Source organism: Enterobacter sp. RCC_40 (genome assembly GCF_041360735.1).
GTDB classification, from domain to species: domain Bacteria; phylum Pseudomonadota; class Gammaproteobacteria; order Enterobacterales; family Enterobacteriaceae; genus Enterobacter; species Enterobacter ludwigii.
On sequence record NZ_JBFUPR010000002.1, the window covers coordinates 43,303 to 58,880 of the forward strand.

Annotated in this window: 18 protein-coding genes; 11 read left to right on the forward strand and 7 right to left on the reverse strand. The window is 55.6% G+C overall.

Annotated features, from left to right (window positions below; genetic code table 11):
* Positions 1-10 precede the first annotated feature (10 nt).
* Genes AB6731_RS08255 through AB6731_RS08265 form a run of 3 tightly spaced genes read right to left on the reverse strand, consistent with a single transcriptional unit; the run spans position 11 to position 2,506 of the window.
* On the reverse strand, positions 11-229 hold the full coding sequence (locus tag AB6731_RS08255; RefSeq protein WP_058685317.1) for an ANR family transcriptional regulator: 219 nt from the start codon (positions 227-229) through the stop codon (positions 11-13).
* A 4-nt stretch (positions 230-233) separates the two neighbouring features.
* Complete coding sequence (locus AB6731_RS08260; RefSeq protein WP_070518152.1) at positions 234-437, reverse strand: hypothetical protein; 204 nt, start codon at positions 435-437, stop codon at positions 234-236.
* A 5-nt stretch (positions 438-442) separates the two neighbouring features.
* A complete protein-coding gene (locus AB6731_RS08265) occupies positions 443-2,506 on the reverse strand; it encodes a DNA polymerase (protein ID WP_371006146.1) in 2,064 nt (687 codons plus the stop codon).
* Positions 2,507-2,528: 22 nt separating this feature from the next.
* Between AB6731_RS08265 and AB6731_RS08270 the strand changes: the two genes are divergently transcribed.
* Positions 2,529-3,053, forward strand: a complete 525-nt coding sequence (locus tag AB6731_RS08270; RefSeq protein WP_371006148.1) for a hypothetical protein — start codon at positions 2,529-2,531, stop codon at positions 3,051-3,053.
* A gap of 15 nt (positions 3,054-3,068) precedes the next feature.
* Here AB6731_RS08270 and AB6731_RS08275 read toward each other — a convergent pair whose 3' ends face one another.
* The 4 genes from AB6731_RS08275 to AB6731_RS08290 form a co-directional block, all read right to left on the reverse strand.
* Positions 3,069-3,617 (reverse strand): DUF2815 family protein, encoded by a 549-nt coding sequence (locus AB6731_RS08275; protein ID WP_129693993.1) that lies wholly within the window; start codon positions 3,615-3,617, stop codon positions 3,069-3,071.
* Between the two features lie 14 nt (positions 3,618-3,631).
* Positions 3,632-4,933, reverse strand: coding sequence for a DUF2800 domain-containing protein (locus AB6731_RS08280; protein ID WP_371006150.1), 1,302 nt, complete (start codon positions 4,931-4,933; stop codon positions 3,632-3,634).
* Positions 4,934-4,935: 2 nt separating this feature from the next.
* Entirely contained in the window at positions 4,936-5,856 is a 921-nt protein-coding gene (locus AB6731_RS08285; protein ID WP_371006152.1) for a hypothetical protein, read from the reverse strand.
* A gap of 595 nt (positions 5,857-6,451) precedes the next feature.
* Positions 6,452-7,075 (reverse strand): LexA family transcriptional regulator, encoded by a 624-nt coding sequence (locus tag AB6731_RS08290; protein WP_111969790.1) that lies wholly within the window; start codon positions 7,073-7,075, stop codon positions 6,452-6,454.
* Between the two features lie 120 nt (positions 7,076-7,195).
* On the opposite strand from AB6731_RS08290, the gene AB6731_RS08295 reads away from it, so the two are divergent.
* The 10 genes from AB6731_RS08295 (at position 7,196) to AB6731_RS08340 (ending at position 15,577) form a co-directional block, all read left to right on the forward strand.
* On the forward strand, positions 7,196-7,408 hold the full coding sequence (locus AB6731_RS08295) for a helix-turn-helix domain-containing protein (RefSeq protein WP_001619025.1): 213 nt from the start codon (positions 7,196-7,198) through the stop codon (positions 7,406-7,408).
* Between the two features lie 3 nt (positions 7,409-7,411).
* Entirely contained in the window at positions 7,412-9,589 is a 2,178-nt protein-coding gene (locus AB6731_RS08300; protein ID WP_371006154.1) for a VapE domain-containing protein, read from the forward strand.
* 300 nt (positions 9,590-9,889) lie between these two features.
* A complete protein-coding gene (locus AB6731_RS08305) occupies positions 9,890-10,165 on the forward strand; it encodes a hypothetical protein (RefSeq protein WP_001619027.1) in 276 nt (91 codons plus the stop codon).
* A gap of 277 nt (positions 10,166-10,442) precedes the next feature.
* The gene (locus AB6731_RS08310) at positions 10,443-10,862 is read left to right on the forward strand and encodes a hypothetical protein (RefSeq protein WP_371006156.1); all 420 of its coding nucleotides are present in this window, start codon (positions 10,443-10,445) and stop codon (positions 10,860-10,862) included.
* A 13-nt stretch (positions 10,863-10,875) separates the two neighbouring features.
* On the forward strand, positions 10,876-11,106 hold the full coding sequence (locus tag AB6731_RS08315; RefSeq protein WP_371006158.1) for a hypothetical protein: 231 nt from the start codon (positions 10,876-10,878) through the stop codon (positions 11,104-11,106).
* A 3-nt stretch (positions 11,107-11,109) separates the two neighbouring features.
* Positions 11,110-12,735, forward strand: a complete 1,626-nt coding sequence (locus AB6731_RS08320) for a portal protein (RefSeq protein WP_371006159.1) — start codon at positions 11,110-11,112, stop codon at positions 12,733-12,735.
* Complete coding sequence (locus tag AB6731_RS08325; RefSeq protein ID WP_001619031.1) at positions 12,732-12,965, forward strand: hypothetical protein; 234 nt, start codon at positions 12,732-12,734, stop codon at positions 12,963-12,965. The genes AB6731_RS08320 and AB6731_RS08325 overlap by 4 nt, the downstream gene beginning before the upstream one ends.
* On the forward strand, positions 12,952-13,788 hold the full coding sequence (locus AB6731_RS08330; protein ID WP_371006160.1) for a hypothetical protein: 837 nt from the start codon (positions 12,952-12,954) through the stop codon (positions 13,786-13,788). The genes AB6731_RS08325 and AB6731_RS08330 overlap by 14 nt, the downstream gene beginning before the upstream one ends.
* Before the next feature lie 257 nt (positions 13,789-14,045).
* Entirely contained in the window at positions 14,046-14,957 is a 912-nt protein-coding gene (locus tag AB6731_RS08335) for a phage capsid protein (protein WP_371006161.1), read from the forward strand.
* 56 nt (positions 14,958-15,013) lie between these two features.
* Positions 15,014-15,577: a hypothetical protein gene (locus AB6731_RS08340; protein WP_015571346.1), complete on the forward strand. Its 564-nt coding sequence runs from the start codon at positions 15,014-15,016 to the stop codon at positions 15,575-15,577.
* The last annotated feature ends 1 nt before the right edge of the window (position 15,578 follow it).

The following is a 15,578-nucleotide window of genomic DNA, read 5'->3' on the forward strand; positions in this document are numbered from 1 at the left end:
ATTATCGATGTTAGGCATCGTCTACCGCCTTACGCTTTTCGCGCATGTTCTGCATCAGACAAAAATCAGACCGGCGTTCGCTCCAGTCCTGATTCAGTTCGTTACGTGATTCACGGTTGGCTTTGGACCAGACTTTCGCCGCCCGGTCATATTCACCGGACTGCTCAAGGCGCAAAGCCTCCCGCGCAGTCCGGTAATAAAGTGGACTGTCCCGATATTTAAATGACATGGGGTTATCCTTCTACGGGTTCGATCGGGCGGATGCTGCTCAGCACCAGACGAGTACGGACGCCGACGGCACCACCGCGGCGGCCAGTGTCTTTGTAGTAATACTCTTTTGGGCCAGCCACCCACGTTGTGGGGTTTTGATGCAGTTGCACCTGCTTTTCACCGGTGCGGGTAATAACCGTTCCGGTATGCGTTTTTATTACAGCCATTGCGATTAATCCTTACGGTAGTGGTACGCCTCAAATCCGCCAGCGTTCAGCGGGATATCGGGTGCCCATTCGGGGTTAATGGAGAGCAGCGCGGAGAGCGCTTTGTCGTTGAAATCGTCAGTGTCCGGCGCTTCGGTTATCACCTCATCGTGTACCGTCAGCACAATGCTGTAACCGGCATCCTCGATCAGCGGCATGTTTCCGGCCAGAACGTCGCGGGCGGCCGCCTGAGTGACGTTTTCCACCAGCTTTCCGCCGTAGGTTTTGAGCCGTTGCCATTTGCGCGAGTAGGAGTTAACGCCCTGATAGGTGATATTCCCCTTCTCGATGGACGGGGACGGATAGCAGAGTGCGCGCCCGGATGGCAGCTGGATGCGCAGCCATGCACCATCACGGCGGACTTTCAGATAACCGCAGTACAGCGTTTTTTGCGGTGTGGCTATTGCGGCGCGGACGGTGCGCTCGAGCTCGTACCAGAAATCGCAGGTTGCCGGGTGGGCTCTGCGCCACAGGCGTTTAAGCGAGTCACACGCGATGAATACACGCTCAGACAGGCCGTAGGTCGCCTTACGTTTAACCGATTCGTCGTACCAGCTTTTCGCCTCACGGATGACATCGCGGGGAATGTTCGGCAGCGCGGCGTTCGCCAGCTCGTCAAGGTCGAGGCCATAGACCAGGGCGAAGGTAATAAACGCCGCAACGCCACCACCAAAGCCGAGGCCCAGCTCCATCACCTTGCCTATCTGACGCTGGTATTTATCAACATCGTCCGGCGAGATATTGAAGGCGCGGGCGTAGGCAAGTTTATACAGGTCCGGCCCAGTCCCCTCGTCGTAATCCCGGAACGCGTCCAGTTTCCACTGCTCGCCGGCAAGCCAGGCAAGTTTTCGCCCTTCGATATTCGACAGGTCGCTAACCACCAGCTTTTTGCCTTCTGGTGCCATGATGCAGCCGCGCAGCGCTGAGCTGGTCAGCTCCATGATGTTATCGAACAGCAGATCGGCGCATCCGGCTTTCAGCGCCTCGATGCCCTCGTCTATCTGGTCCTGCTCAAGAGAAGGGCGGGGCAGGTTTTGGGGCTGGAACAGCCGCCCGGCCCAGCGCCCGGTTCGCGATGCGCCACAGAACTGCAGCGTGCCGCGCAGACGCCCGTCACTGCTCACACCCTTCATCAGAGATTTGTACTTACTGGTGCTGGTGGTGCTGGCCTGCAGGCGAATAGCCAGCAGCTCTTTCACCGCCGACGGCAAATCAGGATCCGCCATACGGCGCTCCAGCGTGCTGCGCTGCATGTCCGGCAGCTCCACACCGTAAGATTCAACAATGTGCTTAATCAGCGCATCACGCTGCGTGGCCGCCTGCACTTCGCCGTCGGTCATTACCTGCGTACGCTTTGCCAGGCGTTTTTGCTCGAGGTCTACCGCCTCGATCGCTGCCTGCGCGAGCTGCACATCCATGCAGACGCCGCGGTCGTTGATCTGCTGGTCGCGATGCCAGAGCGCCAGCTCTGCGCCCTTATAATTCCACTTCGGCAGGCGCTTATGCACTTCGCGCATAGCCTCGATATCCAGCCCGGCGTAAGCAACAAAGCGCCGCCATTCTTCCGGGTGGGTTTTGCTGGTGGCCCGACGCAATTTGCTGTTCTTTGGCCGGGGTTTACAGAACAGCTGGATAAGTGCTTTACCTTCTTTGTCCTTCGCCTTGTCCTGCGGGACACCGAGCACCTCGCAGAGTGCTCCCAGCGCGCCGGGGAGGCCGTGCGCAAGCGCCTGCACCATTGTGTCGCGCCATCGTGTTACGTCGGGGGCCAGACGCGGTATTGCATGGCTCAGCACCGTGCGGTCGAAGTGCGAATTGTGGAAATAAAGCAGGGTGTCGGGGTCTGCGATAGCCTTCTGAAGCCTGCCGGGGATAGTTTCGCCAGCAGTCAGATCCCAGACGCTAACCGGCTCGTCGCCGACGGCCCAGGCAAACAGCATCACTTCGACGCCTTCCGCATAAGCATGGGTGCCGTTCGTGATGGGTATTTCGCAATAGGTTTCCAGGTCGCCCCATAGTATATTGTTCATGTCTAACCTTTGGAGTTTTATAATGGAATTAACAATATCCTTTTCTACAATTCTCATGGCTGCTTTGGGGTTTTTAGGTGTTTATATACTAATGCCTTTGGCGTTAGTCATCCGAGATCACCTCATACTAATTACTATTGAAAAGAAGATTGTTAATGCCAGATTTTGGATTATGCTGGAAGATTGTCAGCGAGCTTTAGCGATGATTGACACCGTTTATAATACTCATTGGTCTTATGCAAAGAAAAATGGGGTTGAAATCTGTTCTATTAGCGGTGTTCCTGTTTCTCTGGAGAAATTTCTCAAATATCAAAAACAGCGAGAGGAATCAATTAAGATTTATAGACAGCTTAATGTAAAGGTTAAAAATAGAATTAATTGGCTTATTTGGGCCGAAAAATATTTCAAGGTTGAATTAAAGTCTGCGGATGAAATTAAAAAAGAAATGGAGGAAAGTTATAATTATGAAGTTGGTAGAATTAAACGGCAGAAACTCGATGTTATAACTTCAGATTTAACTACGCCTCCTACTCAACAGAAGGCGTAGTTATATATTTTTTTTTTAAATCAACGTGTCGGCGTCAGCGCCCTCGCTGATGTCGTCGAAGTCGTCCGGCGCTGCAACACCGCCGCCAGCGAATGCGTCACCGTCGCGCAGGAACTGGACGCCGCCCAGCGATGCGTTAACGCGTTTGCCGAAGTTGTTGTCCTGCGCCCAGATGTCGATCACCGCGTTGACGTAGCAGCCAGCATATGGACGCCCATCAGCCTGGATGAGTGGAGAACGGTCGCGATCGATGACCGCCGGGCGCGCTTTGTTGGCAGCATTCAGGAAGAAGTTGCCAGGGAAGCCTTCGTATTCGGCTTTCTCGTCACCATCATGCAGGCAGAGGTTGAGCTTTTTCTCCAGCTGGCCGTAAATGGTTTCCCACTTCTCGCCCCACTTTTCCTTCGCTACCTGTTTCAGCGCTTTGCGGATTTCTTCCAGTTGTGGATGTTTCGGATCCATCAGGAAAACAGCAGAGAAGCGCGGGTCGCCTTCGCCGTTCACGGTTTTTGCTTCGAACAGAGCAGGGAAGGCCAGGCGGACGTTGTTCAGTTTGATTTTCATGGGTATTTCCTTAATCAGATGAGGTCAGCGGCGAGCGCGTCGTCGGACACGTCGTCGAAATCGTTAACAGGGTTGATATTGAGCGCTGGGCGCGGGTCGGATTCGGGGGCGACGGTAGGCTTACCGTCAGCACGGGTGATCAGCGCTTCGACTTTCGTCCAGCGGCGAGGGCTGGCCTTTTTAATGAGCTTCTCGGCTTTTGTCGGGCTAATCAGCTTAAGGTCGAAAACCTCCTCAGTTTTATAGCGGAACTGGTCTTTCAGCAGCGCGCGGGCGGCTTCTTCATCACTCCAGGCACGATTACCCTGTTTGCCTGTCACCAGCTTAAACCCCGGTACCGAATGCCCGGCGTTCAGCTCACTGTTCACCCGGTCGCGCACAGCCTTTAGCCACGATTCGATAGCATCGGCCTGGCTGTAAATCTCCGCCAGTTCCTCGATGCTCAGAAGCGGTACGCGGGAGCTGGCATCAGCGATGATTTCACCGACCGGTTTTGTCAGGTCTTCGAAATCGCTTGCAGCAGTTTGCATGTGCTGCATTTTCTGAGCAGCGCAGACGGCTTTTGCCTTACAGAATCGGCACTGTTTTTCACCGGGGGTGAAGTTTTCCAGCGGCAGGGTTTCGACGCCTTCGCAATCGGCAATATTGAACATCACGATTACACTGGCGGCCGCTTCCTGCGCCCGTTCGCCGAACGCCTGGAGTTCTTCCACCGTCAGGGCCCACTCAGAAACGTGGTTAAGCCGTGGCTGGTGGATGAACAGGCGCACCGTCTCGAAGTCGTACAGCATGCTGAACTGTTCGAGCGCGCCCAGAGCATACAGCTGCAGCTGCTCGTTCTGCTCAGCGTCGACCCGTACACCCTTACCGTATTTCAGGTCGTGGATTTGCAGCTCGTTGCCTGCGATGATTACCCCGTCGGCGGTACCAAAGGACTCGTCTACGCCCACGATGTGAGAGAAGTCGACACGCTGCTCGACCAGCAGCTCATTGCCCTGCGACAGCGCCCAGACCGTATCGACGTAGCGGCCAACGGCTTCGACCATTTCCTCGTCTACCTGCGGGCCGGAGGTATCATCCGGGTGCTCAGCAAGAGGATAGGAGCCGAGGAACATCGCAACGTTACAACCTGCATAGTGTTCCGGGTGGCTCTGGCGGTTTCGCAGCACCTTTTCGGCAAGCGCGTGCGCTGCGGTACCTTCTAAAGCGAAGGACGTTTCTTTGTCTGGTTGAGTGGCTTCCAGCGCCAGACTGCCGGGGCAGCGCATCCAACGATGCGCTGAGGATGGGGAAAGTCGTGCATGAACGTCTGGCATAATTAACCCTCCAGCGCTTTTTCAGCCTGAGCGATCACGTCTGCGAGGTTCTCGTCAGCAACTTCGCCAAGTTTTTTGGCACCCTGTTTTTCCAGAATCGCCACCGCTTCGGCACGGTAACCACCTTTCGCCAGCTGGAGGATCATTCCTTCGGCCTGTTTACGCAGCGCCGCAAAATCGGTCTGCGCGCCTGCATTAACTCCTGCATCATCACCCGTTTCGGTACCACCTTTTGCCGCGTTTTTACGCGCAAAATCTTCCTGCAGCTGGAGGTATTCAACTTTGGTGATTTCGATATGGCCCTTTTTAAGCAGTTCGTTCAGCTTGCGTAAGGTGTGAAGCTCGCTGGCGGCGGAGCCATCGACATTTTTGCAGTAGAAGGGCCCGGTGCGTTCTTCATCCTTACCGCTGGTTTTCGGCTTCACTTCATGACGGCCGTCGGCTGGTGCGTCCAGTAAACGCTCTGCAAAATCACGGCGTGCCGCGATGGTTGGTAAATCGTCCCAGAAGCGCAGGATGTTACGTGACAGGTCAAGTAATGCTGGCTTGTTCAAATGACCTGCTCGTTTAACTCCCTGCAGGGCGCTGTCCAGGCCGTCGATCTGCACAACGCGCTTATCGCCTTCAGCGTCGCGGTAATCAACAACGCGCCGGACCATCGTTTCGCTGAGCTCCTGCGGCTCAGGGTAGAAAGCAGCCAGGGCGATAATGTCGCTGAACTCCAGATCATCCAGAGTAACCTTGCGGATAACGGTATTTTCAGCTTTGGTTTCTGGTACCGTTTCGCGGTATTCCTGTACCTGCGCCACGGTGTCCGCGCGGAGAGGTACGCCAGAGGCCAGTGCGGTGATAAGGCGTTCTAGCAGTTCGTTGTTACGGGTTACCAGCTGGTTATTTAGTTCCAGATTTGTTTCTAAGCTCATACTGCGGTCCTCGCTACAAGGAGAATGAAGGTAATAGCCAGGCCGAACGCAGTAGCGAGGGCCAGACCGGTGATAATGTCGAAATGTTTGCGGCGCCAGCGGAGCACATCGCGCCCCGTCAGCCGGTGGAGGTGTTCAGGTTTCATCGGTAGTGCTCCAAAAAAGAGCCCCTCTTGCGAGGGGCAAAGACTACACACAGCAATGCAATGGACTTAATGAAGCGCCTGAGAGACGCTTGATAAGTTCACTTCGCCCCATCATCGGGGCGTTCAACTTGCGTGACTTGTCAGCTCGCCGCGGCGGGTTCCTCTACGCTTACCGTACGCATACGGACTCGGCGCTTACCTCGATCCCATCGGGTGCCATTTCGTTTTGCCAGGAGCACAGCGGCTTACCTGTCACGCGGTTCTGTTTTTTAAAGAGCGATTACTTCTTGGGCTTAAATCTACAATTTGAGTTGTATTGTGTAAACCACAAATGTGGTATTTATTGGCGTGGGAATACCACGTTATTGATATTTAAATGAATTTAGTTTGTAAGATTTTACAAGATAGGTGGGTGGAGGGCTCTGCCGCCCTCCTTAGAAGGCAGGATTTCAACGTTTACGACGGTAAATGCGGTGCTCAATCATGACCCCTATGATCTGCAGCTTCATATCAGCGCTACGTAAAACCGGATAGTCTGGGTTAAGTGGTACCAGTTCGAAATCATCAACACCTATCCCCAACGGGCGGTATTTTTTGAATGTGGCCTCATGGCCGCCGTTCTTGGCAACCACGAATTCTCCTGGAGTAGGGCACAGGTCCGGGTCGATGATGACGATATCGCCTTCTTTAAACTCCGGTTGCATGCTGTCGCCATCGATGCGAAGCGCAAAGCATGTTTCAGGCACGTCTGCATCCGCCAGAACATATTCAAGCTCTCCTGTGAGGTCGGTAACGTCTCTTGCTTCGGTAAGGCAGCCCGCTTGAACGTAGCTCAATACAGGAATTCTTCTGGTGCTGATTTCAGCGAGCGGCATTATGTTTTTACCGTTCAAAAGCCAGTCCGGGCTGCATTTCAGTGCTTTAGCCAGATCGAGAAGGTTACGAGGTTTTCGGGTGCGTCCGCTTTCTATAGACTCAATTGATTGCTGGCTAACCCCCGCAGAGTTTGCGACTTCTGTTTGTGTCATTCCGAGTTCGAGACGGCGGGCTTTGAAGCGTGCTGCGAGAGACATTTTTAATACCTTGTAAGAGTTGAAATTATGACCTCCTATTATTAAATACAATTTTTGTTGTATTTGACAAACATGATTGGTTGTTGCTAAATACCACTAAAATTGTATGAGGTGATAACTATGACTCTGGCTACCCGATTAAAAGAGCGACGTAAAGAGCTCAAAATGACGCAGGTCACGCTGGCTGAGCTAACAGGGGTTAGTCAGCAGGCCATCAACAGGATCGAAAGCGGCGTTATCTCCCGCCCACGTTACCTTCTGGAAATATCCGTTGCGCTTGATTGCGACCCCAACTGGCTGCTGCACGGCTCACAAAACGATAAAAAGGCGTAACCCATGCCAGAGAAAAAGATCTGGGGGGCGACGCCTGACGAATGGTTCCACTTCGATCTGGTGCTGGGACGTACTGACCAGCTACTGCCGGTCGTGTGCAACCCGGGCGCGACCATATCCCCGAATAGTAAACTCAAAATGCTCGGCAAAACGCCAAGCCTGTATAACCGCGACCGTTTGGCTACCGGGATCAAGGACTGGACCGAGCACGTCGTAACCGAGCATGACTTTGCCCGCTGGTCGAACGAGCCGGATTACGGCATCTGCGTGCGTACAGGTCATGGCTGGCTGGCGCTGGACTGTGACAGCGAAGACGAAGATATCCAGGCCGATATTCGCAAAACGCTGGTGCAGCTGCTTGGTGAGCTGCCGCCGCGTCGCTGGCGCGCCAACAGCAACAAATGCCTGTACCTGCTGGCCGTTGATGGCGATTTCCGTAAACGCATCCACCGTCTGGCGGGCGATATGGGGATTATCGAGCTGCTGGCGAACGGGCAGCAGTTCGTTGCCTGCGGTACGCACAGCAGCGGCGCGCGCATTGAGTGGGACGGCGGTCTGCCGGACGAGCCCCCTGTCATAACTGCTGACCAGCTCGAAACGTTGTGGCAGCGCCTGGCGGAACAGCTGCCTGTGTCGGTCACCACCGAAGCGGGCAGCACGAAGATGCGCGACCGCTCAACCTTCACGCCCGGCGCCACGGACGATACAGCTGAATACCTTGATGCCAATGGCTGGACGCTGCTTGATGGCGCGAACGGTGAGCGCTATATCCGCTGCCCGTTTGAGGATGGCCACAGCACCGGCGGCGACCCGACCAGTACGGTTTACTTCCCGGGCGGTACCGCGGGCTTTGAGCAGGGGCATTTTAAGTGCCTGCACGCCAGCTGCGCACACCGCGACGACGGCGATTTCCTGAATGCTATCGGGATCCGCAACGACGATTTCGAAGACCTCACCAGCACCGAAGTGGCCGAGCCATTACCGTTGCCGGCGTTCGAGCGTGACAAATGGGGCCGCATCGAGGCCACCATCAGCAACGCGGCCAAAGCTGTTGTACGTCCTGACTTCGTGGACATCGATATCCGCTTTGACCAGTTCCGCGATGAAATCATGTTCGCCCAGGCAGGCTCCGGCCAGTGGCAGGCGTTCACCGATGCGGACTATGCGCGCCTGCGCATCACGATGGAAAAGCGCGGCTTTAAACCTGTAGGGCGCGAGCTCATTCGCGACGTGGTGCTGCTGGCCGCTGACGAACAACCTTTCGATTCGGCGACTACCTGGCTCAACGGGCTGGAGTGGGATGGCGTGCCGCGCATCGAATCTTTCTACCACACGCACTTCGGTACCGCCGACACGCCATACACCCGCGCAGTGTCCATGTACATGTGGACCGCGCTGGCGGGCAGGGTGCTGGAGCCCGGCGTTAAAGCCGATATGGTGCCGATCCTCGTCGGTCCGCAGGGCTGCGGTAAATCCTCCGGCGTGGAGGCTTTATCCCCCGATCCGGCATTCTTCACCGAGATCTCATTCGCTGAGAAAGACGACGACCTCGCACGCAAGATGCGCGGCCGACTTGTGGCGGAGATCGGCGAGCTGCGCGGCCTTAATACAAAAGAACTCGAATCCATCAAGGCATTCGTGACCCGCACGCATGAGAACTGGATCCCTAAATACCGGGAGTTCGCCACCCAGTTCCCGCGTCGGCTGGTGTTTGTCGGTACCACCAACGAGGACGAATTCCTCGCTGACAAAACCGGTAACCGACGCTGGCTTCCCGTTGAGGTCTCCAGCGTCGATGTGAAGGCCATTAAACGCGATTTGCTGCTGCTGTGGGCTGAGGCCCGCGAGACGTTTAAGCGCCTCGGCGGTATCCAGTTCCGCGATGCTGAGCGTCTCGGCGCGAGTGTCCATGAGCAGTACACCATTAAGGATGCGTGGCTCGAAACGGTCGAGAAATGGCTCGACACACCCGACCTGATGACGAACGACATTCCGCGAAATTGCGAATTTTTACTAACTAGTGATGTGTTGAAAGAAGCGATTGGGCTCGATTCTCGCAACATTGGGAAACGTGAAGAAATGCGAATCGGTAATGTTTTGCAAAACTGCGGATATTTACGAGATAGGCGCTTCGTAAACGGTAAACAGATACGCGTTTGGGTGAAAACTAGTACCACCTAGACCACCTCGACTTTTTAGGTGGTCTAGCGGCAACGTATTGTAATTTAAGGCGAAAACCAACCTAGACCACCTAGACCACCTTTTTACTAAGAACCCCATATATATATATAAGTCGATTTGGGGAAAGGTTAGAAAATAGCGGTCTAGGTGGTCACAGGTGGTCTAGCAATGAACATGTAATTTATTGCGGGTAGCGATATGCAAACACGATTTGATTCCATCACGGCGATTAACGAGCGCCAGAAGCTCAATAAAATCGCTCTCTATGCTCGCGCGTACGCGCGTTTTGGGGGGTGACCTATGCCAGTTGTCGCAACGTTCAAAACAGACTGGTTCCGGGTGATTAACGACATCACGCGCAGCGGCATTCCCCTGCAGGAGATTGCCAGAGAGCTCGACGTGTCGAAGTCTGCTATCATCGGCTGGAAGCAGGGCGCAGCGCCGAACCATCACACGGGTGAAGCGTTGATAGATTTCTGGTGCTACGTCACACAGCGCCCGCGTTCCGAACTGCCTGCGCAGGTTACATCACGGCGCTTTGTTTACGCCTGGCGCACGAAGCGTCTGGCCCCATGAAAACTTGCAAAAACAGGGCTTTCACTGGTTAAAAACGCTATGCAAAAACCGCCCTGTTTTATGCACGATTTATGCAGTCCATTTTCACCACTTCCGGCCAGGAAACCGCTACAAATAAACCCTTCATGCTAAATCGTTAACGAGTGCCATTTCGCTGGTGCGCGCAACGTCCATTATGTTAAATCGGCCCTGTTTTTAACAAATTTCCCATTTGGTCGGGATCCCGACCGCGACCCTGTTTCACACTTACGGCTCAATCATCACAGGAGCCAACACAATGGGCCGACCAAAGAAAACCGTCGAAGTACCGGGGCAGGAACCTGAAACGGGCGCAGAGCAGCAGACGGGCACGTCTGGCGAAGCGGTAACGCTGGCCCAGCAACGCGCTGAGCCTGAGGTAATCCAGCAGCGCGTTGCTAACCTGCTGGACGATGCCGCACTCGCAGAGCGCAATACTCTGCTGGGTACCATCAACGAGCAGGGCGCGGCCATCATCGCCCGCTTTGAAACGCTGGGTTACACCGACCTGGCTGACCAGCAGCTGACCGACAATCTCGAATTCCTCCAGCTCGTCAAAAAAGCCACCACGGCGGAGCCTGCTGCGCCGCTGGGCTACGTGACGAACGACGAGGGCAAACGCCAGCCGGTTACGGGTAAACCCGTTCTGACTGAGCACGGCTGGCACGTTCCGGGCTAAGAGGGAAATCGCTATGTGTGGAGGCGGAACTCCAAAGGTCGTACAGACCGACCCGCAGGCCGAAGCGGATGCAGCTGCCGATGCAGCGGCAAAAGCGGCAAACGCAGATGCAGCAGCGCGCAAGAAGCGCAAGAAAGGCTCGTCCCTTCTCGCCAGTGGCGCAGAGGGTGCGGCTGATTCTGGCAGCTCTCTGCTGTCCTCTGGCGCGCAGGCAGCGCAACAGAAAAACACTCTGGGGGCGTAACTGATGGATGAACTCGCCGTTAAGCTGATTAAGCGTTCCGACACGCTGAAAGCCAACCGCCAGCAGCATGAAAGCGTCTGGCGCGAGTGCTATGACTACACCTATCCGCTGCGCGGCGCGGGATTCTCTGACGAAGTGCTCGACGCTCAGAGCGCAAAACACAAGGTGGCGAAGCTACTGGACGGCACCGCCACCGACAGCGCCCGCATGCTGGCCTCTGCACTCATGTCCGGCATGACCCCGGCAAACGCGCAGTGGTTGAACCTCGACAGCGAATCGCTGCCGGACGACGCCAAAGCCTGGCTGTCTGAGTGCGCAACGCTGGTCTGGGAAAATATCCACGCGGCCAACTTCGACGCCGAGGGCTACGAGGCGAATCTCGATGTGGTGTGCGCTGGCTGGTTCGTGCTGTACATCGACGAGGACCGGGAAGAGGGCGGCTACATCTTCCAGCAGTGGCCGCTGGCGCAGTGCTATGTCACGTCCACCCGCAAAGACGGCATCGTGGACACGATATACCGCCGCTACCAGCTGACCGCAGAGCAGGCCATCAAAGAATTTGGCGCGGACAAGGTCAGCGAGAAGATCCGCGACGCGGCGAAGAAAAAGCCCGACGATAAATTTGATTTCCTGCACTGCATTTTCCCGCGCGAAACTTACATGGTTAACGCCCGCCTGGCGAAAAACATGCGCTTTGCGTCGTACAACGTCGACGTGAGCAACAAGCTGATTGTGCGCGAATCCGGCTACCACGAATTCCCGTGCTGCGTTCCGCGCTGGATGAAAATCCCTGGCGGTTCCTACGGCATCGGCCCGGTATACGACGCGCTGCCAGACTGCAAAGAGCTGAACGAAACCAAGCGCATGGAGAAAGCCGCGCAGGATCTGGCTATCTCCGGCATGTGGATTGCCGAAGACGACGGCGTACTCAACCCGCGTACGGTCAAGGTCGGCCCGCGTCGCATCATCGTGGCGAACAGCACCGAAAGTATGAAACCGTTGCTGACCGGCGCAGATTTCCAGGTTGCGTTTACCGCAGAAGACCGCCTGCAGGCGTCAATCCGCAAAATCATGATGGCGGACCAGCTGCAGCCGCAGGACGGTCCAGCCATGACCGCGACCGAAGTGCACGTGCGCGTCGCACTGATTCGCCAGCTGCTCGGCCCGGTGTATGGCCGGTTCCAGGCTGAATATCTTCAGCTGCTGGTGGTGCGCTGCTTCGGCATAGCTTTCCGCGCTGGCATCTTCTCCCCGCCGCCTGAGAGCCTTCAGAACGCCAATTTCAACGTGCGCTACATCTCACCGCTGGCACGCGCCCAGAAGCTGGAAGACGTGACGGCAATCGAACGCCTTGGCGCTAACGTGGCAAACCTCGCGGGCATCAGCCAGGACGTTGTTGATCTCATCGATACCGACGAGGCCACGCGCGTTGTGGCTGAGGCGCTTGGCGTCCCGGCGAAGGTTATTCGCTCCTCCGATGCTGTGGCAGATCTCCGCGACCAGCGCCAGAAAGCGCAGCAGCAGGCCGCACAGCAGCAACTCATGATGCAGGCGGGCACTGAGGCGGCCGGGGCTGCAGGGCAGACAGCTGGCGCGGCAATAGGGCAACGACTGGCAGGTAACCAATGAGAATAAAACAGGCTACACCTCAGGACTTTAAGCGCATTTTCGAGGAAATGCCTGGTGGTTCTCAGGTGCTGGAAGAATTAACGCGCCGCTTCGGGCGCGCTGCGTATGTCCCCGGCGGTACCGAGGGCGACCGTGAAACGTGTTACAGGGCAGGGCAGCGATCCGTACTGGATTACATCCTGCGCGAAATCAACAAGGCCGATGGAGTAGAAGACGATGTGGAAGCTTAAACACTTATTCATGAACGCCGAGCAGGGTGCAGAACAGCCGGGCGGCGGTAACGGAGGTGGTGAAGATGGCGGCAATAATCCGGGTGCTGGTGAACCTTCTGGCAATTCTCTGCTCAGCACCGGCGCGGGCGAGCAGGGTGCGAATGACTGGATACCTGAGAAATTCCGCGTTATGGGCGAAGACGGAAAACTCAGTATTGAAAGCTCTGCCCGCAAACTGGCGGAAAATTACACTCACCTTGAAAAACGCATGGGCAGCGGCGACGCACCGCCGAAAACGTCAGATGAGTATGCGCCTAAGGTAGAGGTCGAGGGGTTTAACTGGGAAGAGTTCAAAGCCGATCCGCGCATGCAGAGCTTTATGAAAACTGCGCACGCCAAAGGCATCACCAACGACCAGATGAGTTTCATCCTGGGTGAATACGCGCAGCGTGCTCCTGAGCTGGTAGGCGGTGCCGCTGAGCTGGATTCACAGTCTGCCACCACGCAGCTGCGCGAGGTTTGGAAGACTGACGCAGAGTTTAAGCAAAACATCGGTCTGGCTTTCCGCGCGTTTAATTCGCTGGCTGACGACGCCGACAAAGGCCGTATTGACGAGATCGGCAATAACCCGATGGTTATCCGCATGCTGGCTAAAGTCGGTGCCGAAATGCAGGAAGATGCGCCAGCGGGCGGCGATGTGAACCTCGAAGAGCAACAGACTATTCGCGACCTGATGAAATCCCCGGCGTACATGGACCCCAAAAACCCAGACCACGAACGCGTATCTGCACAGGTCAAAGCGTATTACCAGAAACGTTACGGCGATCAAACCGTAGCGTGACATGTCACGAAGATATCCTCGCTAAGGGATAATCAAATCGATATCCGCATTAGCGGATAAAAGAGCCTCGCTGATGCGGGGCTTTTTCATTTGGTCGGGATTCCGACCGCACACCTCGCTAACAATCTCTCCACTACCAGCCCGGCGGGGACGCCGGATAACTGAATTTTCCCGCAGTGCGTAAGCGCCACGCGCATTGTGTTAATCGGGCCGGGCAACCGACAACCCAGCAGGCGATATTTTCTGGAGTGATTGTTATGTCATTTGATGCCAATAAGAACATGATCACCGCTGCGTTTATCACGCAGTTTCATGATTCTTTCGAAATCGCCGCGCAGCAGAAGGATTCCCGCCTGCAGGCAGCGGTAAACGACCGTGGGATGATCACCGGCGAAGCTTTTACTATCAACGATATGGGCACCATCGAAATGACGCAGATCACCACGCGTTTCGGTGACACCGTATGGGACCTGCCAGAAGCCGGCACCCGTAACGCGTTGATGGCGGACTACGGTGTATTCGTTCCTGTTGAAAAACGTGACCTGCGTAAACTGCTTGCAGACCCGCAGGGGCCATATCTGCAGCTCACCCTGGCGGCCGCCAACCGCAAAAAAGACGACGTTGTATATCGTGCGCTGCTCGATACCGTGCTGCGTAAAACGTCCAGCGGCGGGGCATATGCGCCAGTGGCGCTGCCTGCGTCGCAAAAAATCGTTGCTGGTGGTACAGGGATGACCAAAGCCAAGCTGATCGCTGCAAAAGCGATGTTCCGCCGTAACGAGTGTGACGAGCAGAACGGGGAAGAGCTGTATATCACCTACAACGCCGACATGCTGACGCAGATCCTCAGCGATACCACGCTGACTTCTGCCGACTTTATGGCGGTGAAAATGCTGCAGGAAGGTGCTGTGTCTGGCAACTGGCTCGGCTTTAAGTGGCTGGCTTACGAAAAACTGGATTCTGTGACTGATGGCGATCCGGCCGTGACCACCAAAACAGCCGTCGCATGGTGTAAATCCGCTGTGCATTTCGGTACCGGCGCTGAGTACAACGTCGATATCGGTCCACGTCGCGATAAAAACAACACCATTCAGATCTCTGTTGATGCGTCTTATGGCGCTGGCCGTGCCAACGAGAAAAAAGTCGTCGCCATCGATTTTGTTGTTTAAGCCGCTGGTGTGTTTGCCGGGGACAACCCCGGCCTTTTTTCATCTGAGGTTCTGCCATGACTTCGAGTGTATCAATCTGCTCAAATGCACTTCTGGCGCTGGGTGCTCACCCGATAAATGATTTCGACGAAGACACGGATCATGCCCGTCTTTGCGCCAACCTTTACCCAACAGTCCGCAATAAATTACTTCGTGCTCACCCGTGGAACTGCGCAATTAAACGAGTTGTGCTTTCCCCTGTCAGCGCTGCGCCTGTCTTTGGCTACGGGTATCAGTTTTCCCTACCCGGTGACCTGATCCGCGTTCTGTCGGTCGGAGAACCACGGGACGATATTGATTACCGGATTGAGGGCACCCGGTTGCTGTCCAACGTCGATGTGATTCGCCTGCGTTATATCTACCGCAATGAGGACGAATCCACATGGGATGCCGCGCTGGTGGACGTTGCCGAAATGATGATGCAGTCCAAACTGGCATACGCGGTGACGGGATCCGCCAGTCTGCGCGATAGTCTGGCGCAGGAGGCCGCATTCCTCCTTAAACAGGCTAAAGCCGTTGATGGTCAGGAAGAACCGCCGGAAGAGCTTGGCGGCTATCCTACTTATGAGTCGAGGTTCTGAC

Coding starts and splice junctions, on each gene's coding strand:
- AB6731_RS08255 (WP_058685317.1), bottom strand. CDS start 229: ATGTCATTTAAATATCGGGACAGTCCACTTTATTACCGGACTGCGCGG.
- AB6731_RS08260 (WP_070518152.1), bottom strand. CDS start 437: ATGGCTGTAATAAAAACGCATACCGGAACGGTTATTACCCGCACCGGT.
- AB6731_RS08265 (WP_371006146.1), bottom strand. CDS start 2,506: ATGAACAATATACTATGGGGCGACCTGGAAACCTATTGCGAAATACCC.
- AB6731_RS08270 (WP_371006148.1), top strand. CDS start 2,529: ATGGAATTAACAATATCCTTTTCTACAATTCTCATGGCTGCTTTGGGG.
- AB6731_RS08275 (WP_129693993.1), bottom strand. CDS start 3,617: ATGAAAATCAAACTGAACAACGTCCGCCTGGCCTTCCCTGCTCTGTTC.
- AB6731_RS08280 (WP_371006150.1), bottom strand. CDS start 4,933: ATGCCAGACGTTCATGCACGACTTTCCCCATCCTCAGCGCATCGTTGG.
- AB6731_RS08285 (WP_371006152.1), bottom strand. CDS start 5,856: ATGAGCTTAGAAACAAATCTGGAACTAAATAACCAGCTGGTAACCCGT.
- AB6731_RS08290 (WP_111969790.1), bottom strand. CDS start 7,075: ATGTCTCTCGCAGCACGCTTCAAAGCCCGCCGTCTCGAACTCGGAATG.
- AB6731_RS08295 (WP_001619025.1), top strand. CDS start 7,196: ATGACTCTGGCTACCCGATTAAAAGAGCGACGTAAAGAGCTCAAAATG.
- AB6731_RS08300 (WP_371006154.1), top strand. CDS start 7,412: ATGCCAGAGAAAAAGATCTGGGGGGCGACGCCTGACGAATGGTTCCAC.
- AB6731_RS08305 (WP_001619027.1), top strand. CDS start 9,890: ATGCCAGTTGTCGCAACGTTCAAAACAGACTGGTTCCGGGTGATTAAC.
- AB6731_RS08310 (WP_371006156.1), top strand. CDS start 10,443: ATGGGCCGACCAAAGAAAACCGTCGAAGTACCGGGGCAGGAACCTGAA.
- AB6731_RS08315 (WP_371006158.1), top strand. CDS start 10,876: ATGTGTGGAGGCGGAACTCCAAAGGTCGTACAGACCGACCCGCAGGCC.
- AB6731_RS08320 (WP_371006159.1), top strand. CDS start 11,110: ATGGATGAACTCGCCGTTAAGCTGATTAAGCGTTCCGACACGCTGAAA.
- AB6731_RS08325 (WP_001619031.1), top strand. CDS start 12,732: ATGAGAATAAAACAGGCTACACCTCAGGACTTTAAGCGCATTTTCGAG.
- AB6731_RS08330 (WP_371006160.1), top strand. CDS start 12,952: ATGTGGAAGCTTAAACACTTATTCATGAACGCCGAGCAGGGTGCAGAA.
- AB6731_RS08335 (WP_371006161.1), top strand. CDS start 14,046: ATGTCATTTGATGCCAATAAGAACATGATCACCGCTGCGTTTATCACG.
- AB6731_RS08340 (WP_015571346.1), top strand. CDS start 15,014: ATGACTTCGAGTGTATCAATCTGCTCAAATGCACTTCTGGCGCTGGGT.